The 21,212-nt window shown below is 58.4% G+C and carries 18 protein-coding genes; 12 read left to right on the forward strand and 6 right to left on the reverse strand.

The annotated features are described in order from the left end of the window. Nucleotides 1-53: 53 nt before the first annotated feature. The gene (locus AC6EI9_RS11210; protein WP_498467834.1) at nt 54-1,259 is read right to left on the reverse strand and encodes a phosphoglycerate kinase; all 1,206 of its coding nucleotides are present in this window, start codon (nt 1,257-1,259) and stop codon (nt 54-56) included. A 100-nt stretch (nt 1,260-1,359) separates the two neighbouring features. Here AC6EI9_RS11210 and AC6EI9_RS11215 point away from each other — a divergent pair, with 100 nt between their 5' ends. From AC6EI9_RS11215 to AC6EI9_RS11225, 3 genes are read left to right on the forward strand one after another with little or no spacing between them, the layout of a single operon-like run. Further along, the gene (locus AC6EI9_RS11215; RefSeq protein ID WP_498467835.1) at nt 1,360-1,743 is read left to right on the forward strand and encodes a universal stress protein; all 384 of its coding nucleotides are present in this window, start codon (nt 1,360-1,362) and stop codon (nt 1,741-1,743) included. Further along, complete coding sequence (gene ylqF, locus AC6EI9_RS11220) at nt 1,740-2,606, forward strand: ribosome biogenesis GTPase YlqF (protein WP_498467836.1); 867 nt, start codon at nt 1,740-1,742, stop codon at nt 2,604-2,606. The genes AC6EI9_RS11215 and ylqF overlap by 4 nt, the downstream gene beginning before the upstream one ends. After that, nucleotides 2,603-3,595, forward strand: a complete 993-nt coding sequence (locus AC6EI9_RS11225; RefSeq protein WP_498467837.1) for an RluA family pseudouridine synthase — start codon at nt 2,603-2,605, stop codon at nt 3,593-3,595. Before ylqF ends, AC6EI9_RS11225 begins: the two co-directional genes overlap by 4 nt. A gap of 172 nt (nt 3,596-3,767) precedes the next feature. Here AC6EI9_RS11225 and AC6EI9_RS11230 read toward each other — a convergent pair whose 3' ends face one another. The 3 genes from AC6EI9_RS11230 to AC6EI9_RS11240 form a co-directional block, all read right to left on the reverse strand. Next, nucleotides 3,768-4,880 (reverse strand): transporter substrate-binding domain-containing protein, encoded by a 1,113-nt coding sequence (locus AC6EI9_RS11230; protein WP_498467838.1) that lies wholly within the window; start codon nt 4,878-4,880, stop codon nt 3,768-3,770. A gap of 141 nt (nt 4,881-5,021) precedes the next feature. Then, on the reverse strand, nt 5,022-6,719 hold the full coding sequence (locus AC6EI9_RS11235; protein ID WP_498467839.1) for a cellulose binding domain-containing protein: 1,698 nt from the start codon (nt 6,717-6,719) through the stop codon (nt 5,022-5,024). 419 nt (nt 6,720-7,138) lie between these two features. Further along, nucleotides 7,139-8,743 carry an ABC transporter ATP-binding protein gene (locus AC6EI9_RS11240; protein WP_498467840.1) on the reverse strand — a complete coding sequence of 535 codons (1,605 nt, stop codon included), beginning with the start codon at nt 8,741-8,743 and terminating at the stop codon, nt 7,139-7,141. Between the two features lie 57 nt (nt 8,744-8,800). On the opposite strand from AC6EI9_RS11240, the gene AC6EI9_RS11245 reads away from it, so the two are divergent. After that, complete coding sequence (locus AC6EI9_RS11245; protein ID WP_498467841.1) at nt 8,801-11,134, forward strand: RelA/SpoT family protein; 2,334 nt, start codon at nt 8,801-8,803, stop codon at nt 11,132-11,134. Between the two features lie 18 nt (nt 11,135-11,152). Here AC6EI9_RS11245 and AC6EI9_RS11250 read toward each other — a convergent pair whose 3' ends face one another. Next, nucleotides 11,153-11,608, reverse strand: a complete 456-nt coding sequence (locus AC6EI9_RS11250) for a DUF2062 domain-containing protein (protein ID WP_498467842.1) — start codon at nt 11,606-11,608, stop codon at nt 11,153-11,155. Between the two features lie 76 nt (nt 11,609-11,684). Between AC6EI9_RS11250 and mnmE the strand changes: the two genes are divergently transcribed. The 8 genes from mnmE to AC6EI9_RS11290 all read left to right on the forward strand — a co-directional run bounded on the left by mnmE (nt 11,685) and on the right by AC6EI9_RS11290 (nt 20,820). Next, nucleotides 11,685-13,046 (forward strand): tRNA uridine-5-carboxymethylaminomethyl(34) synthesis GTPase MnmE, encoded by a 1,362-nt coding sequence (gene mnmE / locus AC6EI9_RS11255; protein WP_498467843.1) that lies wholly within the window; start codon nt 11,685-11,687, stop codon nt 13,044-13,046. A gap of 86 nt (nt 13,047-13,132) precedes the next feature. After that, nucleotides 13,133-14,011 (forward strand): carboxylating nicotinate-nucleotide diphosphorylase, encoded by an 879-nt coding sequence (nadC, locus tag AC6EI9_RS11260; protein ID WP_498467844.1) that lies wholly within the window; start codon nt 13,133-13,135, stop codon nt 14,009-14,011. Between the two features lie 30 nt (nt 14,012-14,041). Continuing rightward, nucleotides 14,042-15,829, forward strand: a complete 1,788-nt coding sequence (argS, locus tag AC6EI9_RS11265; RefSeq protein WP_498467845.1) for an arginine--tRNA ligase — start codon at nt 14,042-14,044, stop codon at nt 15,827-15,829. Next, complete coding sequence (locus tag AC6EI9_RS11270; protein ID WP_498467846.1) at nt 15,829-17,343, forward strand: hypothetical protein; 1,515 nt, start codon at nt 15,829-15,831, stop codon at nt 17,341-17,343. The genes argS and AC6EI9_RS11270 overlap by 1 nt, the downstream gene beginning before the upstream one ends. Next, nucleotides 17,340-18,353, forward strand: a complete 1,014-nt coding sequence (locus AC6EI9_RS11275; protein ID WP_498467847.1) for an asparaginase — start codon at nt 17,340-17,342, stop codon at nt 18,351-18,353. Before AC6EI9_RS11270 ends, AC6EI9_RS11275 begins: the two co-directional genes overlap by 4 nt. Next, complete coding sequence (locus AC6EI9_RS11280; RefSeq protein WP_498467848.1) at nt 18,353-19,381, forward strand: hypothetical protein; 1,029 nt, start codon at nt 18,353-18,355, stop codon at nt 19,379-19,381. Before AC6EI9_RS11275 ends, AC6EI9_RS11280 begins: the two co-directional genes overlap by 1 nt. After that, entirely contained in the window at nt 19,374-20,255 is an 882-nt protein-coding gene (locus AC6EI9_RS11285) for a sulfotransferase domain-containing protein (RefSeq protein ID WP_498467849.1), read from the forward strand. Before AC6EI9_RS11280 ends, AC6EI9_RS11285 begins: the two co-directional genes overlap by 8 nt. Next, nucleotides 20,248-20,820 carry a hypothetical protein gene (locus AC6EI9_RS11290; protein ID WP_498467850.1) on the forward strand — a complete coding sequence of 191 codons (573 nt, stop codon included), beginning with the start codon at nt 20,248-20,250 and terminating at the stop codon, nt 20,818-20,820. The genes AC6EI9_RS11285 and AC6EI9_RS11290 overlap by 8 nt, the downstream gene beginning before the upstream one ends. Here AC6EI9_RS11290 and AC6EI9_RS11295 read toward each other — a convergent pair. Continuing rightward, nucleotides 20,817-21,098 carry a PqqD family protein gene (locus tag AC6EI9_RS11295; RefSeq protein WP_498467851.1) on the reverse strand — a complete coding sequence of 94 codons (282 nt, stop codon included), beginning with the start codon at nt 21,096-21,098 and terminating at the stop codon, nt 20,817-20,819. The genes AC6EI9_RS11290 and AC6EI9_RS11295 overlap by 4 nt on opposite strands. Nucleotides 21,099-21,212 lie beyond the last annotated feature (114 nt).

Consider the following 21,212-nt stretch of genomic DNA (forward strand, 5'->3'; position numbering starts at 1 on the left):
CGGCTGAAGCGGAAATGGCTTCTGGCTGAGTGCCACCGCCAGTTGGGCTTTGATCAGGCGGCGTCGAGGGCGGAAACCCCAGGTAGCACCTTGCCTTCCAGCAGTTCAAGGCTGGCGCCACCGCCGGTGGAGATGTGCGACATCTTCTCGGCCAGACCAGCCTTCTCCACAGCAGCCACGGAGTCGCCGCCGCCAATGATCGTGCAGCAGCCTTTGCCGCTCAGTTCAGCCAGCGTGGTGGCGATGGCATTGGTACCGGCTGCGAATTTGTCGAACTCGAACACGCCCATGGGGCCGTTCCAGATCACGGTCTTGCAGTCGGCCAGTGCGTCCTGGAACACCTTGATGGAGTCAGGACCGATGTCCAGGCCCATCCAGCCGTCGGGGATGGCGTTGATGTCAGCGACCTGGCTGTTGGCGTCGGGAGCGAAGTTGTCGGCCAGCACCACATCGGTGGGCAGCAGCAGCTGAACCCCCTTGGCCTTGGCTTTGGCCTCCAGCTCCTTGGCGAGTTCGAGCTTGTCTTCCTCCACCAGGCTCTTGCCCACTGACAGACCGCGCGCCTTGTAGAAGGTGAAGATCATGCCGCCGCCGATCAGCACCTTGTCGCACTTGTCGATCAGGGCCTCGAGCACGCCGATCTTGGAGCTCACCTTGGAGCCACCCACGATGGCGGCGAGGGGGCGCTTGGGGTCGTCAACAGCACCCTGCAAGTACTGAAGCTCCTTCTCCATCAGGAAGCCCGCCACGGAGGGCTTCAGGAACTTGGTCACGCCTTCGGTGGAAGCGTGGGCGCGGTGGGCGGCGCCGAAGGCGTCGTTCACATACACCTCAGCCAGGCCGGCCAGCTTCTCGGCGAAACCGGCTTCATTCCTCTCTTCCTCCGCGAAGAAACGCACGTTCTCCAGCAGAACCACATCGCCATCGGCCATGGCGTTCACCTTGGCTTCGGCATCGGGCCCGATGCAGCTGTCGGTCTTGGAAACAGTCTTGCCGAGCAGTTCGCTCAGACGGGCAGCAACGGGGGTGAGACGCATGGCGTCATTCACCTGACCCTTGGGCCGTCCGAAGTGGGCCGAGAGAATGACCTTGGCGCCCTTGTCGATCAGGTCCTTGACGGTGGGCAGCGCGGCACGGATGCGGGTGTCATCGGTGATCGCGCCGGCATCGTTCAGGGGTACGTTGAAATCGACCCGCACGAGAACACGTTTTCCGCTGAGGTCGGCGCCGGAGAGGCTGGCCAGGGAACGCTTCGCCATGAGGGTTGTGTGGTGCGGTAAGAAAACGGGGTGAGATTAACCCGAGTTCTGCAGGCCCGGCGCTAGGACTGGCTTAAGGCTCAGACCGGAGGGCGTGTGCATGTTCGAGACCGTTCTGTTTCCGATCGATCAGAGCCGTGAAGCTCTTGAGACCGCCGGCAAGGCCCTGGAACTCGCCCGCACTCACGGCAGTCGTGTGCTGCTGCTGTCGGTGCTGCAGCCTGAACGGCCGGAGATGCATGACCATGACGCGGTTGCCACCTTGCTGAGCCGCACCCGGGAACGTTTTGAACAGTCGGGTGTGGCCTGCGAGCAGATCGAACGCGAAGGCAAACCTGCTTTCGTGATCTGCGATGTGGCGGATGAGTTGAATGTGGATGTGATCGTGATGGGAACCAGGGGTGTGAATTTGGAGGCCGAAAGCGGCAGCACAGCTGCGCGGGTGATCCAGCTGGCTCCCTGCCCTGTGTTGGTGGTGCCGTGAGTTCACCACCGATTCAGTGGTACCCGGGCCACATCGCCAAGGCGGAACAGCAACTCCGTCGCAATCTCGACAAGGTGGATCTGGTGATCGAGGTGCGTGATGCACGCATCCCTCTGGCCACCGGCCATCCCCACCTCAGCCGCTGGATCAAGGGCAAACAGCATCTGCTGGTGATCAACCGGCGCGACATGGTCACAGCAGAGGCGCGAACCCTCTGGGAAGCCTGGTTCAAGGGCCAGGGCCAGCGCACGGTCTGGTGTGATGCCAAGGCCGGCACCGGGGTCAAACAGGTGCAGCAGGCGGCGATTCGTGCCGGCGATCAGCTGAACGAACGGCGGCGGAATAGGGGCATGCGCCCCAGGCCGGTACGGGCACTCACCCTGGGCTTTCCCAATGTGGGGAAATCAGCGCTGATCAACAGGCTGGTGAAACAGAAGGTGGTCGCCAGTGCCCGCCGAGCTGGTGTCACCCGCACCCTGCGCTGGGTGCGACTTGGCCAGGACATCGACCTGCTCGATGCGCCGGGAGTGTTGCCGCCCAGGCTTGATGACCAGCAGGCGGCGTTGCACCTGGCTCTTTGTGATGACATCGGCCAGGCCGCTTACGACGGTGAACTGGTTGCCCAGGCGTTTCTGCGCTTGCTGATCGGCCTGCAGCAGCAGCCGTCTTCCGGTGTGGCGCTTGCTGTGTTGCAAGGGCGTTATGGCACGGCTTTGTCCGGTGAAACCGAAGACCCGGCCCTCTGGCTTGAGGCCGTGGCCCAGCGCCATACCTCTTCAGATACAGCGAGGATGGCTCAGAGGTTGCTTGATGACTTTCGTAAGTCGGCGTTGGGCAGCATCGCTTTGGAGTTGCCGGGATGAGCCCTGCCTGGAGCCGCCCGCCGCTGCCGGAAGAAACGTTCACCGATGGGTTTGGTGAGGGCGAGGGGGAGTTGCTGTCGCTCACCTATCCCAAGCCGCTGCCGATGCGGTTGGACCGTTGGCTGGTGAGTCAGCGCACCGAGCAGAGCCGCGCCCGCATTCAGAAGTTCATTGATGCCGGTTATGTGCGTGTGAACGGCAAGACCGGCAAGGCCAAGACGCCGCTGCGTCAGGGCGATGAGGTGCAGCTCTGGATGCCACCGCCGGAGCCGTTGCCCTATCTGAAGCCGCAACCGATGGATCTGGATGTGCTCTTTGAGGATGAGCATCTGATCGTGATCAACAAACCGGCCGGTCTCACGGTGCATCCGGCACCTGGCAACAAAGACGGCACGCTGGTGAACGGGTTGCTGCATCACTGCCCTGACCTGCCCGGGATCAGCGGCAAGCTGCGACCTGGAATCGTGCACCGGCTCGATAAGGACACCACCGGTTGCATCGTGATTGCCAAGAGTCAGGAGGCTCTGGTGCGACTGCAGAGTCAGATCCAGAAACGCATCGCTTCACGCGAGTATCTGGCGGTGGTGCATGGTGTGCCCACAGGAGACAGCGGCACGATTGTGGGAGCGATCGGTCGTCATCCGGTCGACCGCAAGAAATATGCGGTTGTCAGTGGGGACAATGGCCGTCATGCCTGCACGCACTGGAACCTGGAGGAGCGACTCGGCGATTATTCGCTGCTGCGTTTCAAACTTGATACCGGTCGCACCCACCAGATCCGGGTGCATTGCGCGCACATGAATCACCCGGTGGTGGGCGATCCCACTTACAGCCGCTGCCGCAAATTGCCGATTGAGTTGCCGGGCCAGGCGCTGCATGCCTTTCAACTCGGCCTTGATCACCCGATCAGCCGTGAGCGCATGCTTTTTGAATCTCCACTTCCGCCGGTGATGGAGAAATTACTGATGGTGCTCAGGAGACGCATTTGATTGAGATTTAATGATTGAAGCAACAGTTTCAATGCTGAACGCGTGTCGTTGGTTGTCGTGAATTGGAGTCAGTAACTTTATATTTGCTCTGGATTCTTTGCAGATTGATTGAATGCTATCAATCAATCGTAGTGGTGAGTTTTGCGCTGTCCTGATGTTTCAATGGATTGATTTATTCCAGTAACCAGATTCGACTCAACTTGGCGTGACTGCCGTCGTAATAGCTGCGCGCAATGCCGTCATTGATCATGCGGGATCGGGGATCCTTGCCGAATTGGTCGGAGATGGCGAAAGCCATGAACAGGGTCATGAGTTTCTCCGATGCTGGTGTCACCTTCGGCTCTGGAGGCATCGTTTTCAAGGCTGAACGCATTGTCAGCATGTCGTCGAGAATCGCATCGGCCTTCCTTGACTGCAGGAGGCCGATACAGGTTTCTGCAACGTCGCAATCCACAGTTTTTGCACCATTGCTTTTCAGGATTGACGTTTGGATATATCCAGGGATGGCGGCAAATGTACTGTTCTTCAGGATTTCGAAGTTGAGGTCTTCCATTTGATTTCCAGTGTTCGCGTTCGTTTCGCTGGTGGCGATTTTCAGGATGAACGACGTGAAATAGGCAGTGAGCAGAACCCTCGCAAATAGGGAGCCGATGGAGATCAAACGGGTACGGGTATGGCGTGTGTGATCTGTTGAGAGCAGCAGGGTTTTTTGAAGGATGAAGATCAGTTGGTGCCGCTTACGCTTGTCCGCAAGATCAGGCCTTTTCCGCTCCACGAACCAAACCGGTAACGCGAAGATGCAGGCGATCAGTATCAGTCCAAGGAAGATCAACAACACCTGCTTCGATAACAAAATGCGCAGCATTTTGATGGCGGCGGCTTCCTGGTTGTCCAGGGTGTAGATCTTCAGATCACTGCTGGCAGTGGGAAAGGAAAACCGGAATTGTTTGCTGCGATTTTCGTTGATCAGAACACCGGAAATAGCCAGATCAGCTTGGTTGGTTTGGATGGCTTCCAGTAAGTCTTCAAAGCTGTCCGCCTTGCGAATGCGATAAGGGATCTGGCGTGTTTCGGCGATCATGCGCCACAGATCGATCTCAAACCCTGCGGGCACGCCTTTGCGGTTGACGGCATAGGGAGGATTGGGAAACCAGATCACGTCCACAGGATCCTGAGTATCCGCGATCTCATTGTTGGCATGCGACGGCTGATGAAGGCCGCCCATCGCACAAGCCCAGAGGGTGCCCAGGCTCAGGATCAGGGCGGTTCCAAGTCGTCTCGACATCACAGGCCACATCGCAGTGGTTCCTAGTCAAATCCACGATGCGCTTTCTGCTGTGATCGCCTGCTTCAGGGGCCTGAGTCATCCATTCGGCACCGCCAAGGATGATTCAGGCATCTGACTTTTTCAGCTTGATTGTCGTGCTCAGAGCGGTGCGATTTCGCTGCCTGCTGCCAGCAACATGGCTTCGCTCAGCGCTCCGCTCCGGCCCAGATCCGTGCCTGCGAGCGCATTGAATCCCACCGTCATGGACTGACCTGCTCCAATCGATGAGCCCCAATCCGCGCCGGAGAGTTCGTAGCGATAGAGCTCTCCATCAAGTTGCTCAGTTGCCACGTCGACGCCCCAGGATTCGCCATAAAACCTGTGGTTGCTGTTGAAGCTCACCGACCAGTTGTCAAGTTGCTGTTCGCTCTGATTCGTCACCGTGAGCGAGGCAGTGAATCCGCCCCACCAGAGATCGCCACTCACTTCAACATCGAGAGGTTCGCCTGTCAGAAGATCAGTCTCGTCAGGCTGTGGAGCGGGGAGAATGGGTCCTGGCAAAGGAACGGGTTGAGGCTCAGGATTGATGGATCCAGGATTTGGCAGCGCCTCCAGATTCTGAGCGAGTGGATTACCCAGCGAAACAATTCCCTGGTAGTAGTTGATCACCGTGGGGTCAGAAACATCCAGTGCCGGCCATTGCGGCCAGTCAAAGGTGTCATTCATGAAGGGTTGCTCCTGATCCCAGCCCAGAACCGTGAGGTGATTGATGTCATGGGCAATCGCCACACCTTCAATGTCTAAAAATCCATGGGTGCGGCCATGCATCCAGCCTCCGTAGTGGGGCTCCATTTTCAAGGTGTTAATGAAGTTGTCTCTCAGCCCGGATTGCTCGATGTAGTCGGCAAATCCCTCGTGGCCAAACTCACGGACCACTCCCATGACGTCGTCTTGGGATCCCAGTCGTGCTGTTCGTTGGATGTCCGCGAGGATCTGAGGGTCATAGGCCTGATCTGCAATCCAGCCCACCTTGGCTCCCTGCATGGCATACCAAAGGCCGACCCCCTTGGTGTCATTACCCCAGGCTTGTGAATTGTTGGTCAGGCCGTTGGCAAAAGCCCATTCGCCAACCGCTTCAACGCCAACAGCATCAAGTCCTGCGAAAGCCCGCAGGCCGTTGTAGGCCTCCAAGGCCTCGGTGGTGATAGCTGTTCGCCCTCCGACCAGCTCGTTGTGCTCGGAATTGTGATTCGAGCCATGGAAATTTCCCCAGCTGTTGATATCCGTGTAATTCCCTGCTGTGGCGGCGTGCTGATGCATGGAGTGATCGTGGCCGGCCTGGTCGCCCATTCCGGCAGCGTTCACCGACAGTTCGCCCATGGCTGTTTGCTCCATGGCTGTTTGCTCCATGGATGTTTGCTCCATGGACGTTTGACCCATGGCTGTTTCGCTGATCGGCGTCCCAGCCATGGTCATGGCGGAGTCGGGATTGGTGTCTGTGCTGGTGCTGGTGTTCAAGTCAGCCTCTGAAACCAGCATCTGTTCGGTCAGGCTGCCGTCGCGTCCAAGGTCACTGCCCTGTGAACCGTTGAAGCCAACATTGATGGTTGCTCCTGCTGGAATGCGACTGCCCCAATCCGCTCCTGTGAGGGCGTAACGCGTCAGTCCGTTACCCAGGGATTCGCTTTCGAGAGCGACTCCCCAGGCATTGGGATCGAGTTGATGGCGACTGGTGAAGCTGATGGTCCAGTCTTCCAGTGCTTGATCACTTGAATTGGTGATGGCCAGGTCGGCAGTGAAGCCGCCCCACCAAATGTCCCCACCGATTGAGACCTGCAGTGACTCAGATGGCGTCATGGCATGAATGAGAGGTACAGATTCAGTGCAGCGACGGGATGTGATTCAGATAGAACTCATCCGGTTCAGAGTGTGTCTGAATCTGACTTGGTTCGACCTTTTTCCGATCCGTCGTTCTCCTATTCAGCCTTAAATGCTTGGTTCCTTCCATCCTTCAAATGAAGGATTTGATGCTCTGGCAACCAAAATAAAAGCCGTCGTTTGCGTTGCTGTTGCTTGGCTCGGGCTTTGTTTTGTCGGATGTATTTCGGCTTGCTGTCATGTCGGCTCTTGGTTTTTGAATCGACGCGCTGTGGTCAAGCGACTGGACTTAATTTTTTTTCTGTGAAATTCTTATTGGCGATTTTGTCTGATGTCTAGAACTCGGAATTAACTGCCTGGCGTGATCATTGGACTGGTTTCACTTTGTTCCAATGGTTTCAGTTGGGGAGGCGCGGACAGGCTTCGACGAGTGTTCGCGTGATCTCGGCCTGCGGTTGATGCAGCAGTCGGTCGCCAGGCCCCTCCTCCACGACATGCCCTTTGTTGAGCACGATCAGTCGATGGCAGAAGCCACTGGCCACTGAAAGGTCGTGGGTGATGAAAACCATGGCCAGCCCGAGCTCCTGCTGCAGCTGGCGAAGCAGGGCCAGAACCTCGGCCTGGATTTCAGCATCCAGCATGCTCACGCTCTCATCACAGATCAGCACCTTCGGTTTCAGGGCCAGGGCTCTGGCGATGGCCACCCGTTGCTGCTGGCCCCCGGACAGCTGTCGGGGAAGACGGTTTTGATAACGATCGGCGGGTACAAGCCCCACCCGCTCAATCAGCTGACGGCCTTGTTCTCGAGCTGCCGCTGGTGAGGCCAGGTTGTGGATGCGCAGGGGATCGATGATGGCGTCGATCACCGACATAGCTGGATTCAGGCAGGCCAGGGGGTCCTGGAACACCATCTGAAGAGTGCGCCGTGCCTGGCGCGCTTCACGTCCCCGCAGCCTCAGCAGATCCTTGCCGAGGAGCTGCACCCTGCCGCCACGAATCGGCGTGAGTCCCATCAGGGCACGGCAGAGGGTGCTTTTGCCACAGCCAGAACCTCCCACCACTCCGAGCGTTTCACCAGCTCGCAACTGGAAGCTGATGCCGTCAACCGCCTTCAGCCAGGTTGGATTCCAGGGTGGACCACCCAGGTTGTGCCAGCAGCGCAGTTCCTGCACAGCCAGCACCGTGTCGGCGTCGGGTGCTTCAGGGGTGCTGCCCCCTTCACGAGCGCGGGCAGCGCTGAGTAGGCGTTGTCCCACTCTGGAGCTGGGATAGGTCAGGACCACATCACTGCGGTTGATCTCCACGACGCGACCGCCGTCCAGCACAGCCATGCGTTCACACCAGCGATGGGCCATGGCCAGGTCGTGGGTGATCAGCAACAGAGCACTGCCAAGTTCCTCGCACAGCGCTCTCAGAGCAGCCATCACCTGACCTGCCACAGCCACATCCAGGCTTGTGGTGGGTTCGTCCGCGATCACCAGGGGTGGACTCAGGGCGATGGCCAGGGCGATGGCCAGGCGCTGGCGCATGCCGCCGCTGAATTCATGCGGGTAAGCGCGGAAGCGAGTGGCGCCGATGCCCACCTGCTCCAGCAGCTCTTCGGCCCTCTGGAGACGTTCTGCATGGTTCATGCCTGGCCGATGGGCGCTCAGGGTGTCCAGCAGGTGGCCACCCACGGTGATCAGCGGATTCAGGCGTGTCATCGGATCCTGAAAGACCAGTCCCACCGACTCACCGCGCAATCTCCTCAGATCGGCAAGGCTGAGGTTGCGGGGATCGTGACCGTTCAGGCTCAGGCTTCCTTCGCAACTGCTGCCTGGGGGCAGCAGTTGCAGCGCTGCCCTGGCCACGGTGCTCTTGCCGCAGCCCGAGGGACCGACCAGGGCAAGGCGTTCGCCGGGATGCAGACGCAGGTCAAGCCCATCGAGGGTCCACGTCTGGTTTCCTGGGTAACGGAGCCGAAATTGTTCGAGTTCCAGGACAGACCCTGGCGCGGTTGTCATGGCAATCGAAGCGCAGGTGCTCATGGCTACATACCATGGATTCACCTGTCGGGTCGGATGCTCAACGCCACCTCCGAGACGGTTGCAGTGCAGATCCGAAACGGATCCGCTGCACCGGCTTGTGGTCTGGTGGCTCTGAGAGATCGGCCCATCCGCTCAGCCGACGATTACGGCATCGATCTGCCTGCCTGGTTGCGTGAGTGCATCGATCATGTGCCGCCAGGGATTGGTCATAGCTGCCCCACCGATTCAGAGGCTCTGCTCGCTGCGGCCTTCGATTTCGCCTTTCAGCTGCACGAGGGCCAGTTCCGAGCCAGTGGGGACCCCTACATCGTTCATCCGGTGGCGGTGGCTGATCTGCTCAGGGACATCGGTGCCAGCGCGAGTGTGATCGCTGCAGGCTTCCTCCACGATGTGGTGGAGGACACGGACGTCACTCCGGAGCAGCTGGAGAGTCATTTCGGACCGGAGGTCCGGGAACTGGTGGAAGGAGTCACCAAGCTTGGAGGTCTTCACTTCACCAATCGCACCGAGGCTCAGGCTGAAAACCTGCGCAAGATGTTTCTGGCGATGGCCAGCGACATTCGAGTTGTTCTGGTGAAGCTCGCAGACCGGTTGCACAACATGCGCACGCTGGGGGCGTTGCGGGAGGAAAAGCGCCAGCGCATCGCCCGGGAAACACGGGAGATTTATGCACCTCTGGCCAATCGGCTTGGCATCGGTCGCTTCAAATGGGAGCTGGAGGATCTGTCCTTCAAGTTGCTCGAGCCGGATGCCTTCAGGGAGATTCAGCAGGAAGTTGCGACCAAGCGCAGCGAACGCGAGGAACGCTTAGGAGTCACCGTTCAGTTGCTCAGTGATCGACTGGCAGCTGTCGGCCTTGAGAACTGTGAAGTGAGCGGCCGGCCCAAGCACCTCTTCGGCATCTGGACCAAGATGCAGAGGCAGCAAAAAGCCTTCCACGAGATCTACGACGTGGCGGCCCTGAGGATCCTCACCCCCAGCGTTGAGGCTTGTTATCGGGCTCTGGCGGTTGTTCATGACACCTTCCGTCCGATTCCCGGGCGCTTCAAGGACTACATCGGTCTGCCCAAGCCCAATGGCTACCAGTCGTTGCACACGGCTGTGATCGGACGTCACCGTCCGATCGAAGTGCAGATCCGAACACTGGACATGCACCGGGTCGCGGAGTTCGGAATTGCCGCGCACTGGAAATACAAGGAGGGTGGTTCACCAGCCGCTGGTGGAGACACGGAACGCTTCAACTGGTTGCGGCAGCTGGTTGATTGGCAGCAGGAGGGTGGAGCTGACGACCACAACGACTACCTTGCCTCGATTAAGGAAGATCTCTTCGATGAAGAGGTGTTCGTCTTCACCCCCAAAGGTGACGTGCTGGGTTTGCGCAAGGGGTCGACGGCCGTGGATTTTGCCTATCGCATTCACTCGGAAGTGGGTAATCACTGCCATGGCGTGCGCATTAACGATCGACTCTCTCCACTGTCGACGCCGCTTCAGAACGGTGATTTTGTGAATGTGCTCACGAGCAAGACGGCGCATCCCAGCCTCGACTGGCTCAACTTCGTGGCGACGCCCACGGCCCGTAATCGCATCCGTCAGTGGTACAAGCGCAGCCATCGCGATGAAACGATCGAGCGCGGCAAGGATCTGCTCGAGCGGGAGCTCGGCCGCAGCGGATTCGACTCTCTGCTCAGCAGTGATGCGATGACGCGAGTTGCAGAGCGATGCAACCTTGTGAGCACTGAAGACCTGCTTGCTGCCCTCGGCTTCGGAGCCGTCACCCTGCATCAGGTGCTCAATCGGCTCAGAGAGGAGATCCGCCTGCAGGCCACGATCGAGGAGCCGCCGCTCAGCAATGAGGATGTCGCTCGCCAGCTGGTGCAGCAGGCCGAAACCACCACTCCCCGCCCGACTCATGAGCAACAGGACCCGATCCTCGGTGTGGAAGGACTCGACTACCGCCTGGGTGGTTGTTGCAGTCCCCTTCCTGGAGAGTCGATTCTCGGCACCGTTGCCCTCGGCAACCATGGGATTACCGTTCATCGTCAGGATTGCTCCAATGTAGAGGCGATTCCGAGCGAACGACGACTGCCTGTGCGCTGGAACCCTGCTTTGGCGAGCAGAAGTCAGCGCTTTCCTGCGCAGCTGCGCATTGAGGTGATCGATCGTGTGGGCATCCTCAAGGACATCCTGATGCGGCTCTCCGATGGACGCATCAATGTCAGTGATGCCCGCGTGAAGACCAGCTATGGAAAGCCCGCCCGGATTGACCTGCGCCTGGAGCTGGCCAGTGCAGATCAGCTGCAGCGCACCATGCTCCAGATTCGTTCCATGGCGGATGTGATTGATATCGCCCGCAGCAGCGGCACCTGAAGTCGATCGCCAGTGCTCTCAGCGTTTGTGGTGTTGCTGTAAAAGCCAACGCAGGCTGAGCCACCAGCCCAACACTGCGCAGACGGCTCCTGTGATGCTGGAGCCCAGCAGCAAACGGCTGATTACGCTCCAGCCCAACTGGCCGAAGCCATCCTGCTGAAGGGCGTCGAAGCCTGGCCATGCGTGACCATGGCCGAGCACCAGAGCCCCGATCTGGTAGTTGAACCAGTAGAGCGGCAGATAGGTGAAGGGATTGCTGATCCAGGTGCCAGCTGCTGCCAGCAGATGGTTCCCGCGCACCACACTGGCCAGGGCGATTCCCACCAATGTCTGCAAGCCAAAGATCGGAAAGCAGCCGCAGAAGATGCCGGCTGCCAGTCCACGGGCGCGCTGTCCTGGAGTGCCTTCCTGTTGCCAGATCCATTGCAGAGCTCTCTGCAGGCGTCGATGTGCCTTTCTCAGCATCCGGCCCATGGGAGTGTCGGCGGTTCTCGCATGGCATTGAGGATGTGATCGTAGGGAGTGGGGTAGGGGCTGTTGCAGCACTGCGATGCAGGAGATCAACCTGGAGAGGCAAACGATTGCTGCCGTGGCCACAGCAGTGGCGCCCGGCCAGGGCGGCATCGCGGTGATTCGCCTGTCAGGCCCTGATGCGCAACGGGCGGTGAGCGCGATCACTTGCTTCCCCGGTGCACAGCTGTGGGAGAGCCATCGGGTGCTTTACGGCCATGTGATGGCCGCCGATGGAGTGGAGCGACTCGATGAGGTGCTGGTGCTGTTGATGCTGGCCCCCCGCAGTTTCACCGCTGAAGACGTGGTGGAAATTCATTGCCATGGCGGCGTGATGGCCGTGCAGCGGGTGATGGCCCGTGTGCTCGAGCAGCCTGGGATTCGCCGTGCATTGCCCGGTGAATTCAGTCAGAGAGCCGTCCTCAACGGGCGCCTCGATCTCACGCGCGCTGAGGCGATCGGTGATCTGGTGGCTGCCCGCAGTCAGCGTGCAGCGCAGTTGGCCATGGCAGGTGTGGATGGCGGCATACAGCGCCGGATCCAGCTGTTGCGCGAACGGCTGCTGGATCAGCTCAGTGAGCTGGAGGCCCGGGTTGATTTTGAGGAGGATCTGCCTGCTCTCGATGGCCAGGCCTTGCTCAAGGCTTTGCAGTCGGTGCGCGACGAGCTGCTGCAACTTGTGGAGGATGGGGAGTGCAGTGTCGCCCTTCGTCAGGGGCTGCGGGTGGCGCTCGTCGGCAGGCCCAACGTCGGCAAGAGCTCACTGCTGAATCTGCTGAGTCGGCGGGAGCGAGCCATCGTGACCGATCTGCCCGGCACCACAAGAGACCTGCTGGAAAGCGAAATCGTGCTGGAGGGCGTTCCGATCACGCTGCTCGACACCGCCGGCATCCGCAGCACCAACGATGCCGTTGAGCAGCTGGGCATCGCCCGCAGTCACGACGCTTTGGCCAGTGCCGACCTGGTCGTGCTTCTGTTTGATCTCGTTGACGGCTGGACCGCTGAGGATCAGCTGTTGCGTGAGCAGATCCCAGCTGATGTGCCCCATCTGCTGGTGGGAAACAAGGCTGATCTCAGTGATCTTGCGGCTCCTGCCGATGTGCATCTTTCTGCGGTTACGGGTGTTGGGGAAGCGCAGCTGGTGCAGGCTCTTCTGGAGCGTTGCGGTGCACTCAGCGACGGCTCCCTGCTGCTGGCGCTCAACCAACGACAGGCTGACCTGGCACGGGTGGCGGCCACTGCCCTTGATCGCAGTGAGCAGGTTGCCGCCGATGGACTGCCCTGGGATTTCTGGACGATTGACCTGCGTGAGGCCATTCACAGCCTTGGCGAGATCACGGGGGAAGAGCTCACGGAATCCGTGCTGGATCGTATTTTTTCCCGCTTCTGCATTGGTAAATGACGTTGGCAAATGAGCGCTGCGGGTCTGGTCCTCACCGTCGTGCCCGCATGATGGATCCAGGCCTATGAGCGGGCGGTTCCGCAGTGATGAACGTTGAGCAGCCTCTAACGACACCCCGGCTTCAGGCGCAACTTCAGCACTGGCTGGCAGAAGATCTTGGCCGCGGCGATCTCACCGCGCCGGCCCTCAGTGGACGGCGGGCTCAGGCGACCTGGATCGCCAAGCAGGACGGTGTGTTCTGTGGTGGAAGCCTTGCTGTGCAGTTATTTCGCCTGTTGGATCCACAGCTCGAGGCGGAGTGTCTGATTGTCGATGGTGCTGTGGTGCAACCCGGCGACACCCTGCTACGTCTCGACGGTCAGGCCACTGCCCTGGTGGGTGCTGAACGGACGGCTCTGAATCTGGCGATGCGTCTCTCCGGTATCGCCACGGCCACAGCGGCCCTGGTGAGAGAACTGCAGGGAAGCGGAGTGCGCTTGGCCGACACGCGCAAGACCACGCCAGGACTGCGTGAACTTGAGAAGTACGCCGTACGCATGGGTGGAGGCGTCAATCACCGAATGGGTCTCGACGATGCCGCCATGCTCAAGGAAAACCATCTGGCCTGGGCCGGTGGCATTGAAGCGGCGATTGCCGCTGTGCGGGCTTCCGCTCCATGGCCGGCGAGGGTGATTGTGGAAGCGGAAACCGAGCAGGAAGCCTCGAAGGCTGTGATTGCCGGAGCCGATGCTGTGCTGCTGGATGAGTTCACGCCTGAGCAGCTGAGCAGCCTGGTACCCAGGTTGCGCCAGCTGGCGGTGGAGCGGACTGCTTCCGGGGCTGTGATTCTGGAAGCCTCCGGAATTCAGCCCGGGGATTTGCGTGCCTATGCCGCCACAGGCATTGATTTGATCTCCACCAGCGCTCCGGTTACGCGCAGCCGCTGGCTGGATCTGAGTATGCGTTTCGCACCTGCCGGGGGATGATCAGGGCTTGCCAAGCCCGTTGATCCGTCCATGCTCCGCATCGCAAACGTCCTTGAAACACAGTTGCGCGGTGCGATGCAACGGGCGTTCCCCGAGGCCTGGTCTGAGGCGGGGGAGGCTGGCCTGGACCCCCAGTTGGCGCCAGCAAGCAAGCCGGAATTCGGCGACTTTCAGGCCAACGGTGCTCTGCCACTGGCCAAGCCGCTGAAGCAGGCGCCGCGTCAGATCGCGACGGCCATCGTTGAGCAGCTGCAAGCGGATGCGGCCTTCACCGAGCTGTGTCTGGAGCCGCAGATTGCCGGGCCTGGCTTCATCAACCTCACGATTCGACCGGAGTGTCTTGCTGCTGAAGTGGCCTTCCGGCTGGGTGATGAGCGGCTTGGCGTTCCGCCCGTCAAGGATTCAGCGCCGGTGGTGGTGGACTTCTCCAGTCCCAACATCGCCAAGGAGATGCATGTGGGCCATCTGCGCTCCACGATCATCGGCGACTCCTTGGCTCGGGTGCTGGAGTTCCGCGGGCACCCGGTGTTGCGGCTGAACCATGTGGGCGACTGGGGAACCCAGTTCGGGATGCTGATCACCCATCTCAAGCAGGTGGCCCCCGACGCTCTCGAGACCGCCGATGCCATCGACCTCGGTGACCTCGTGGCCTTCTACCGGGAAGCGAAGAAGCGCTTTGATGATGACGAGGTGTTTCAGACCACATCCCGTGAAGAGGTGGTGAAGCTGCAGGGAGGCGATCCTCTGTCGCTTAAAGCCTGGGGACTCCTGTGTGACCAGTCGCGGCGCGAGTTCCAGAAGATCTACGACCGGCTCGACATCCGCCTCAGCGAACGGGGTGAGTCGTTTTACAACCCCTTCCTGCCTGCGGTGATCGATGGGCTGAAGCAGGTCGGTCTGCTGGTCACCGACGACGGGGCGGAGTGCGTCTTTCTGGAAGGGGTCAGCGGCAAGGACGGCAAGCCGCTGCCGGTGATTGTGCAGAAGAGTGATGGAGGCTTCAATTACGCCACCACCGATCTGGCAGCGATTCGCTACCGGTTCGCCGCGGCTCCCGATGGTGATGCAGCCCGCCGGGTGATCTACGTGACTGATTCCGGTCAGGCCAATCACTTTGCAGGAGTGTTCCAGGTGGCTGAGCGCGCCGGCTGGATTCCAGGCGGTGCCCGCCTGGAGCATGTGCCCTTCGGATTGGTGCAGGGAGAAGACGGCAAGAAGCTCAAGACCCGGGCCGGTGACACCGTGCGTCTGCGCGATCTGCTCGATGAGGCGGTGGAGCGCGCTGAAGCGGACCTGCGCTCGCGCCTCCAGGACGAAGAGCGCAGTGAGCCGGAAGACTTCATCAATCATGTGGCCGTCACCGTCGGCCTGGCAGCGGTGAAATATGCCGATCTCAGTCAGAACCGGATCACCAACTACCAGTTCTCGTTTGATCGCATGCTGGCCCTGCAGGGAAATACAGCACCCTATCTGCTGTATGCGCTGGTGCGGATCGCCGGCATCGCCCGTAAGGGTGGTGATCTGGATGTCTCAACGGCTCAGCTGCAGTTCAGTGAGCCTCAGGAGTGGGCGCTGGTGCGTGAACTTCTCAAGTTCGATGCCGTGATTGCCGAAGTGGAGGAGGAGCTGCTTCCCAATCGTCTCTGCAGCTATCTGTTCGAGCTCAGCCAGGTGTTCAATCGCTTCTATGACCAGGTGCCGGTGCTCAAGGCAGAGCCAAAAGCTTTGCCCTCACGACTGGCACTGTGCCGTTTAACCGCTGACACCTTGAAGCTGGGTTTGGGCTTGCTTGGGATTGCAACCCTGGAGCGGATGTGATGAGGAGCTGGTTGGCTCAACTTCGTCAGCGCTCTTGGCCGTTTGCTCTTGGATTGTTGCTGTCGCTGGCGCTGCTCGTCGCTGAGCCAATCATTGTGGATTTCTTTCAGAAAGGCCACTACAACTGGGTTTCGCTTCACTCCTTGGCCATTGCCAAGCACAGCGATCTGGTGGTTGGGGGTGTGGGGTTTTCGTGTGCCGCGATTCGACCTGATGGTCAGATCTGGTACGACTATTTCAATCGCTATCCATTGCCGTTTGCCCTGCTCAGTCACTGGGTTCTTGCTCCCTGGTCCGGTGATGCCGCCGCTTGGATGTATTCGGCTAGGCAGTGGATGAATCTGATCTTCATCGCAACGGGCGTGGCGTTGTGGTGGTGGTTGCGTGCCATGTACTTTTCGCGTTCCGTTGCGATGGCAGCGCTTCTGCTCACCGGCGCTGCTCCAGTGGTGTTGCAATACCGCAGCATGTTTCATTTCGATCAGCCGGTGCTGTTGGCTTATTCACTGCTGCTGCTGGTGGTTGTGCGCAAGCTGCTGGTGCCCCATCCCGATGTGCGTTGCTACTGGGGAATGCTGATGGTTGCGGCCCTGTCTGGCCGTTCGGCCGTGGTACTGATCTTTTCCCTGATTTTGCCGCTGACGTTGACCGTGTTCCGATCCCCCAAGCCGTCCGGTTCGATTTGGCTTGGTGTGCCACTCGCCTTCGGCTCGGTTTTGGTTGGAACCGCTTACAACGTGCTCTGGGAGATGCGACTTAACCAGGTCAGTTGGTCGCAGACCTCGGTGTTGCAGTCGGCATTCCGTCGTCTCTCTTTGAGTGGTGAAGGGTTTGAACCACGTCACTTGGAGCGCACGCGCTGGTTGGGCGCAGCGCTTCCAAAAATGGCCTCTTATATCAGTCAATACCTGTTGCCGCTTTTGACGGTGTTGGGGCTGCTGTTGATGATCTGGTGTTTTGTTCGGTTGACCGCCCATTCGTTCCCAATAGGTGCTCCTCTAGCCGAAGCCTTGTGTGCCGTCAATTCCCCCCGTCAGCTCCTGCTCTGGAGCACAGGACTGACGTCATTGATCTGGGTGGTGGTGATGAAAAACCTATTTGTGTTTCATGTCTACGCCGGCATGGTGGTCCTGCCGTTCTTGCTGTTTTGCATGGCCGTCGTGCTTGAGCAAATGCTCATACTCACGTCTGGATGGGCTGTAATCAGCGCCCGGTCTCTGAATCAAGCACTGGTGTGTGCTTCCGTTTCGGTGTTTCTTCTGGTTCTTGTTCTGGGTCCTTCTGCGGCGCAGCGTCCTGATCAGGAGCGCAGGCTTGTGCTGGAGGGGTTTTTCAAGGAGTTGGCTGAGTACCAAGCGTTATCCCCAGCTCTGCCTCTGGTGGTGAAAAACAACGATTGGTTCCCTCGGTCGCCCTATGCCCAGTGCGCGCTGCTTGATGGTCCGTTCCTGCTTGAGCCACCGAAACAAGGCACCTCAGCACCTCAGCCACCGTCGTTTCCCTCCAAACCTTGAATGAACCCGTAACCGCTCTCCCGAAGCTGCTGCTGCTCGCTACCGGTGGCACCATCGCCGGACGGGCGAGTGACGTGACCTCCTTGAATCACTACTCAGCAGGCGACATCGCTGCTGAGGAGTTGCTGCAGTCGGTGCCCCAGCTGAAGCAGCTTGCCGAGATTGAGGTGGAGCAGATCGCCAACGTCGACAGTGCGGATCTGACCTTCGCTCATTGGCAAAGGCTTGTAACCCGGTTGCGTGAGGCTCATGCGGCTGATCCCGACCTGGCGGGGGTGGTGATCACCCATGGCACCAACACCATGGAGGAAACCGCCTGGTTGCTGCACTTGCTGATCGATGACCCGCGGCCCGTGGTGCTGGTGGGAGCGATGCGTCCGGCCACGGCCCTCAGTGCTGATGGTCCGCTCAATCTGTTTCAGGCCATGCAAGTTGCCAGAGCGCCGGAGTCCCGCGGGCACGGGGTGCTTGTGGTGATGGATGGCTGGATCCATGCAGCTCGCGAGGTCACCAAGGTCGCAACTCAGGGAGTTGGTGCCTTTGAAAGCCCTGGTTTCGGCCCCTTGGGTTGGGTGGATGATGCGGGCGTGCACCTGCCTCCAGCGCAGCCAGCCCGTTCTGTTCCCTTCGCAGGGCTTCAGCTTGACGAGCCCTGGCCCCAGGTGGCGATCCTGCATGGTTGCGTCGAGCCTCCGTCGGCCCTGATACCTGCCCTGCTTTCGGCCGGCGTCCGGGGTCTGGTGTTCACGGGCACTGGTGCTGGCCAATTGTCGGCGCTTGAACGCTGCGCTCTTGAAAACTGGCCAGGGCCGCTGCCGCTCATGCTCAGGGCGAATCGCTGTGGTTCTGGGCCGGTGCATCGTGATGAGCAATTTGCCCGCCTTGGCCTTTTGCCCGCCGGGCGGCTCAGTCCCCAGAAAGCGCGCGTGCTGTTGTTGCTGGCTCTGATGGCTGGATTAGATCGCGCAGAGCTGGGAGCATTGACCTCTCAACGCCAGCTCGTCAGCTGATGCCTGCAGCGTCTTCTGGGATCTATCAAGCTTTCGGCATGCTGCTGTCGTCGCCGTCGTTGGCGTTGCCGGAATTGATGCCAGCAACTGCCGTTGCAGCCAGCGGCAGTGATTCGCTGGTGGAGCTTGTGGAAGCTGATTACCGCCAGTGGCCAGCTCTTCAGCCCAGCCCTCACAGCACGCCAACGCTTCAGTTGGCGCTTGAGGATTGGCGCCTCGAACTTGAAGGCATTGGCTGGTTTCGTGCCACTGGTGGTGAGCGTTTGGAATGGCAGCGCTGGGATGACAGCGTCAGCGATCGCGACATCCGCACGTTTGCTGTCACCAGTGGGCTTGGAGCCTTAGCGATCCAGCGTGGCACGTTGGTTTTGCATGGAACAGCGCTGGAGCGTGACGGAGAGGCGATTCTGCTGTTAGGCCATCCAGCTGCCGGTAAGTCCACCCTGGCCTGGTGTTTGCTTCAAGACGGTTGGCGTTTGCTTAGCAGCGAACTCGTTGCCGTGAGCCCTGATGGGCTGGTTCAGCCAGGGATGCATCAACTCAAGCTCTGGCATGACGCCGCTATGGCTTTGGAGCTGAATTGGGCGCAGCTACCACCTGTACGGAAGGGTCTAAAGCGCTATGCATTGCTGGCTGAAGATTTAACTTGCATGCCACAGCCAACACCATTGCGGTTGGTCTATGGCTTAAATCGTGCCAGAGAGGATTCGGGTAAAGAAAATGACACTGAGGCGGAAGATGATAAGGAGAAAATCTCTCTCAAGGCTTCACGCAATTTTTCACAAACAAATGCCTTAATGCGCCTGCGCAACCAAGCCTTTCACGCCAGGATGTATCGAGGCATGGATGCAGAAGCACAGCTGTTTATGCAGGCAGCTGCACTGGCTCGAACGGTGCCGTTGCATGCCTTGATCGTTCCAGATGGAATCAAAGCAATGGCGGAAAGCCTCAAGGAGGTGGATTTGATGAACCCCGAATCGATCCAACAGCGCAGAGAAGCTACAGAAGAGGACGCAAGCAATGACTGAAGATCACAGCTACTGGTATCTAGCCTCGTATCCAAAATCAGGTAACACCTGGTGTAGAGTTTTTATTACTGAATTGATGAGGCTGGCAGGAGACGATCCTGGAGAAGAACTCAACCTTAATCAGGATATTGAAACTGGAGCGATTGCTTCATCCAGGCTCTGGCTGGACGATCAATTAGGAATCAATAGTTGCGATCTAAGTTTTAGTGAACTTGATCCGTTGCGCGGACGTGCTGGTGCCAGTGCATGGCTATTCGCAGAAGGAGAGCGCTTTCACAAAGTGCATGACGCATTCAAGTCGCCTGATTCCCGTGGGCGCTCAGTGGTGAGTACAACAGGCTGCTCTGGTGTTGTTTATATCCTGCGCCACCCGGAAGACGTAGCCGTGTCACTCAGTCACTTCTTCTCCTGGCCGTTGGATCGATGCGTTGACTTCCTGCTTGATCCAAGTGCAGCACTGGTGCCAGGGGAACGCTTTGGCGGCCATCAAGTACGCCAACACATGGGCCGCTGGGATCAACATGTGCGCTCATGGGTCGATCAAACTCAACTACCAGTTTTGATCATGCGCTATGAAGATATGTTATCAAAAGGATCAGAAACATTCACTGAATTAGCAACCTTTTTGGGCCTTCCGAATGACGCAAATCTAATTGATCAGGCACTCGAAAATACCTCCATTGATCGACTCAAGAAGCTGGAAGAAGATGTTGATGGCTTTGCAGAAAAACCTGCCGGTTGTGAGCGGTTCTTTCGTTCAGGTCGTACAGGAGAAGGAGCAGAGCAGCTATCAATTGAACAGCGAAAGCGTCTCGCAAATGGATTGTCTGAGGCGATGAAGCGGTTTGAATACGAGGGTCCAGAAGTTGACTGATCCTCGAATTGAATTTGTATTTGGAGAGGTGAATGATCAGCTGAATCGTGAGCTGAGAGCTTTCTGGATCCAGCATGGAAACTCATATCAAAAAGAATTGAGATCTTTCAGAATTGCATTAAGAAAAAGTCATGACTTAAAGCAAATGGATCCGCTTAAAAAGCCCATATCGCGACAACCAGCTGCAATTTCGCGTGATCAATCAGGTGCGATTATCGGGATTGTATTTGTTGTGTTAAGAGAGCTAGAAGACTCGCTGGGACTCGGAACTCATGCTTACTTTCAACGGATGTACATCATTCCAGCTGCCCGACATCTAACATTAAACTTAAGTTATCAACGGTTGGCTAATCAGCTTTTTCAAGCATTCCTTCAAGGGTTTGATCGTGAAGTCGAGAAACGTGATCATCGTGCAAAGGTATTACTATCCGAAAACATTAATCCTGGCTTACAGAAACCGTCCATGCGCCGTTATTTTGCACGACTTGGGTTCCAAATGCTTGGAGGCAATCAACTTGGTGGCGAAGTTTGGGTTAGAAAGCTTAAAACACATTTCTCGTTTTAATCGTCAACCACGGCAATCACTTTCTTCTCCAAGGCAGCCTCCAGCCAAGATTCAACAGAGGACTTGCATTCATCTGAAGTGACTTCATATTCCTCCTCTAAATGCTTGCAAAGTTCAGGCAGTGTTGGCTGAAGCTTGAGTGCATTCCAAATGGCTGAACCTGTCTCGTTGAGAACAAGATAGTCGCAGGTGTTGCTTTGAAATAAAGCTACATCACCGTCGAGTTCTGTGCAGACAGCTTGATGGTGCTGCTTAAAACGCTTGGTACTGTTCAGCATCTTGCTTCTAAGACTCAATATTGGTATCAAGTCAATCATTGTATAGATCAATGTTTAGGCTATGACACGCCAGGCAAGCCCCCTGCTGCAAGGCCATTCATCTCTTATCACGAT

The organism is Synechococcus sp. MIT2312 (assembly GCF_059772315.1).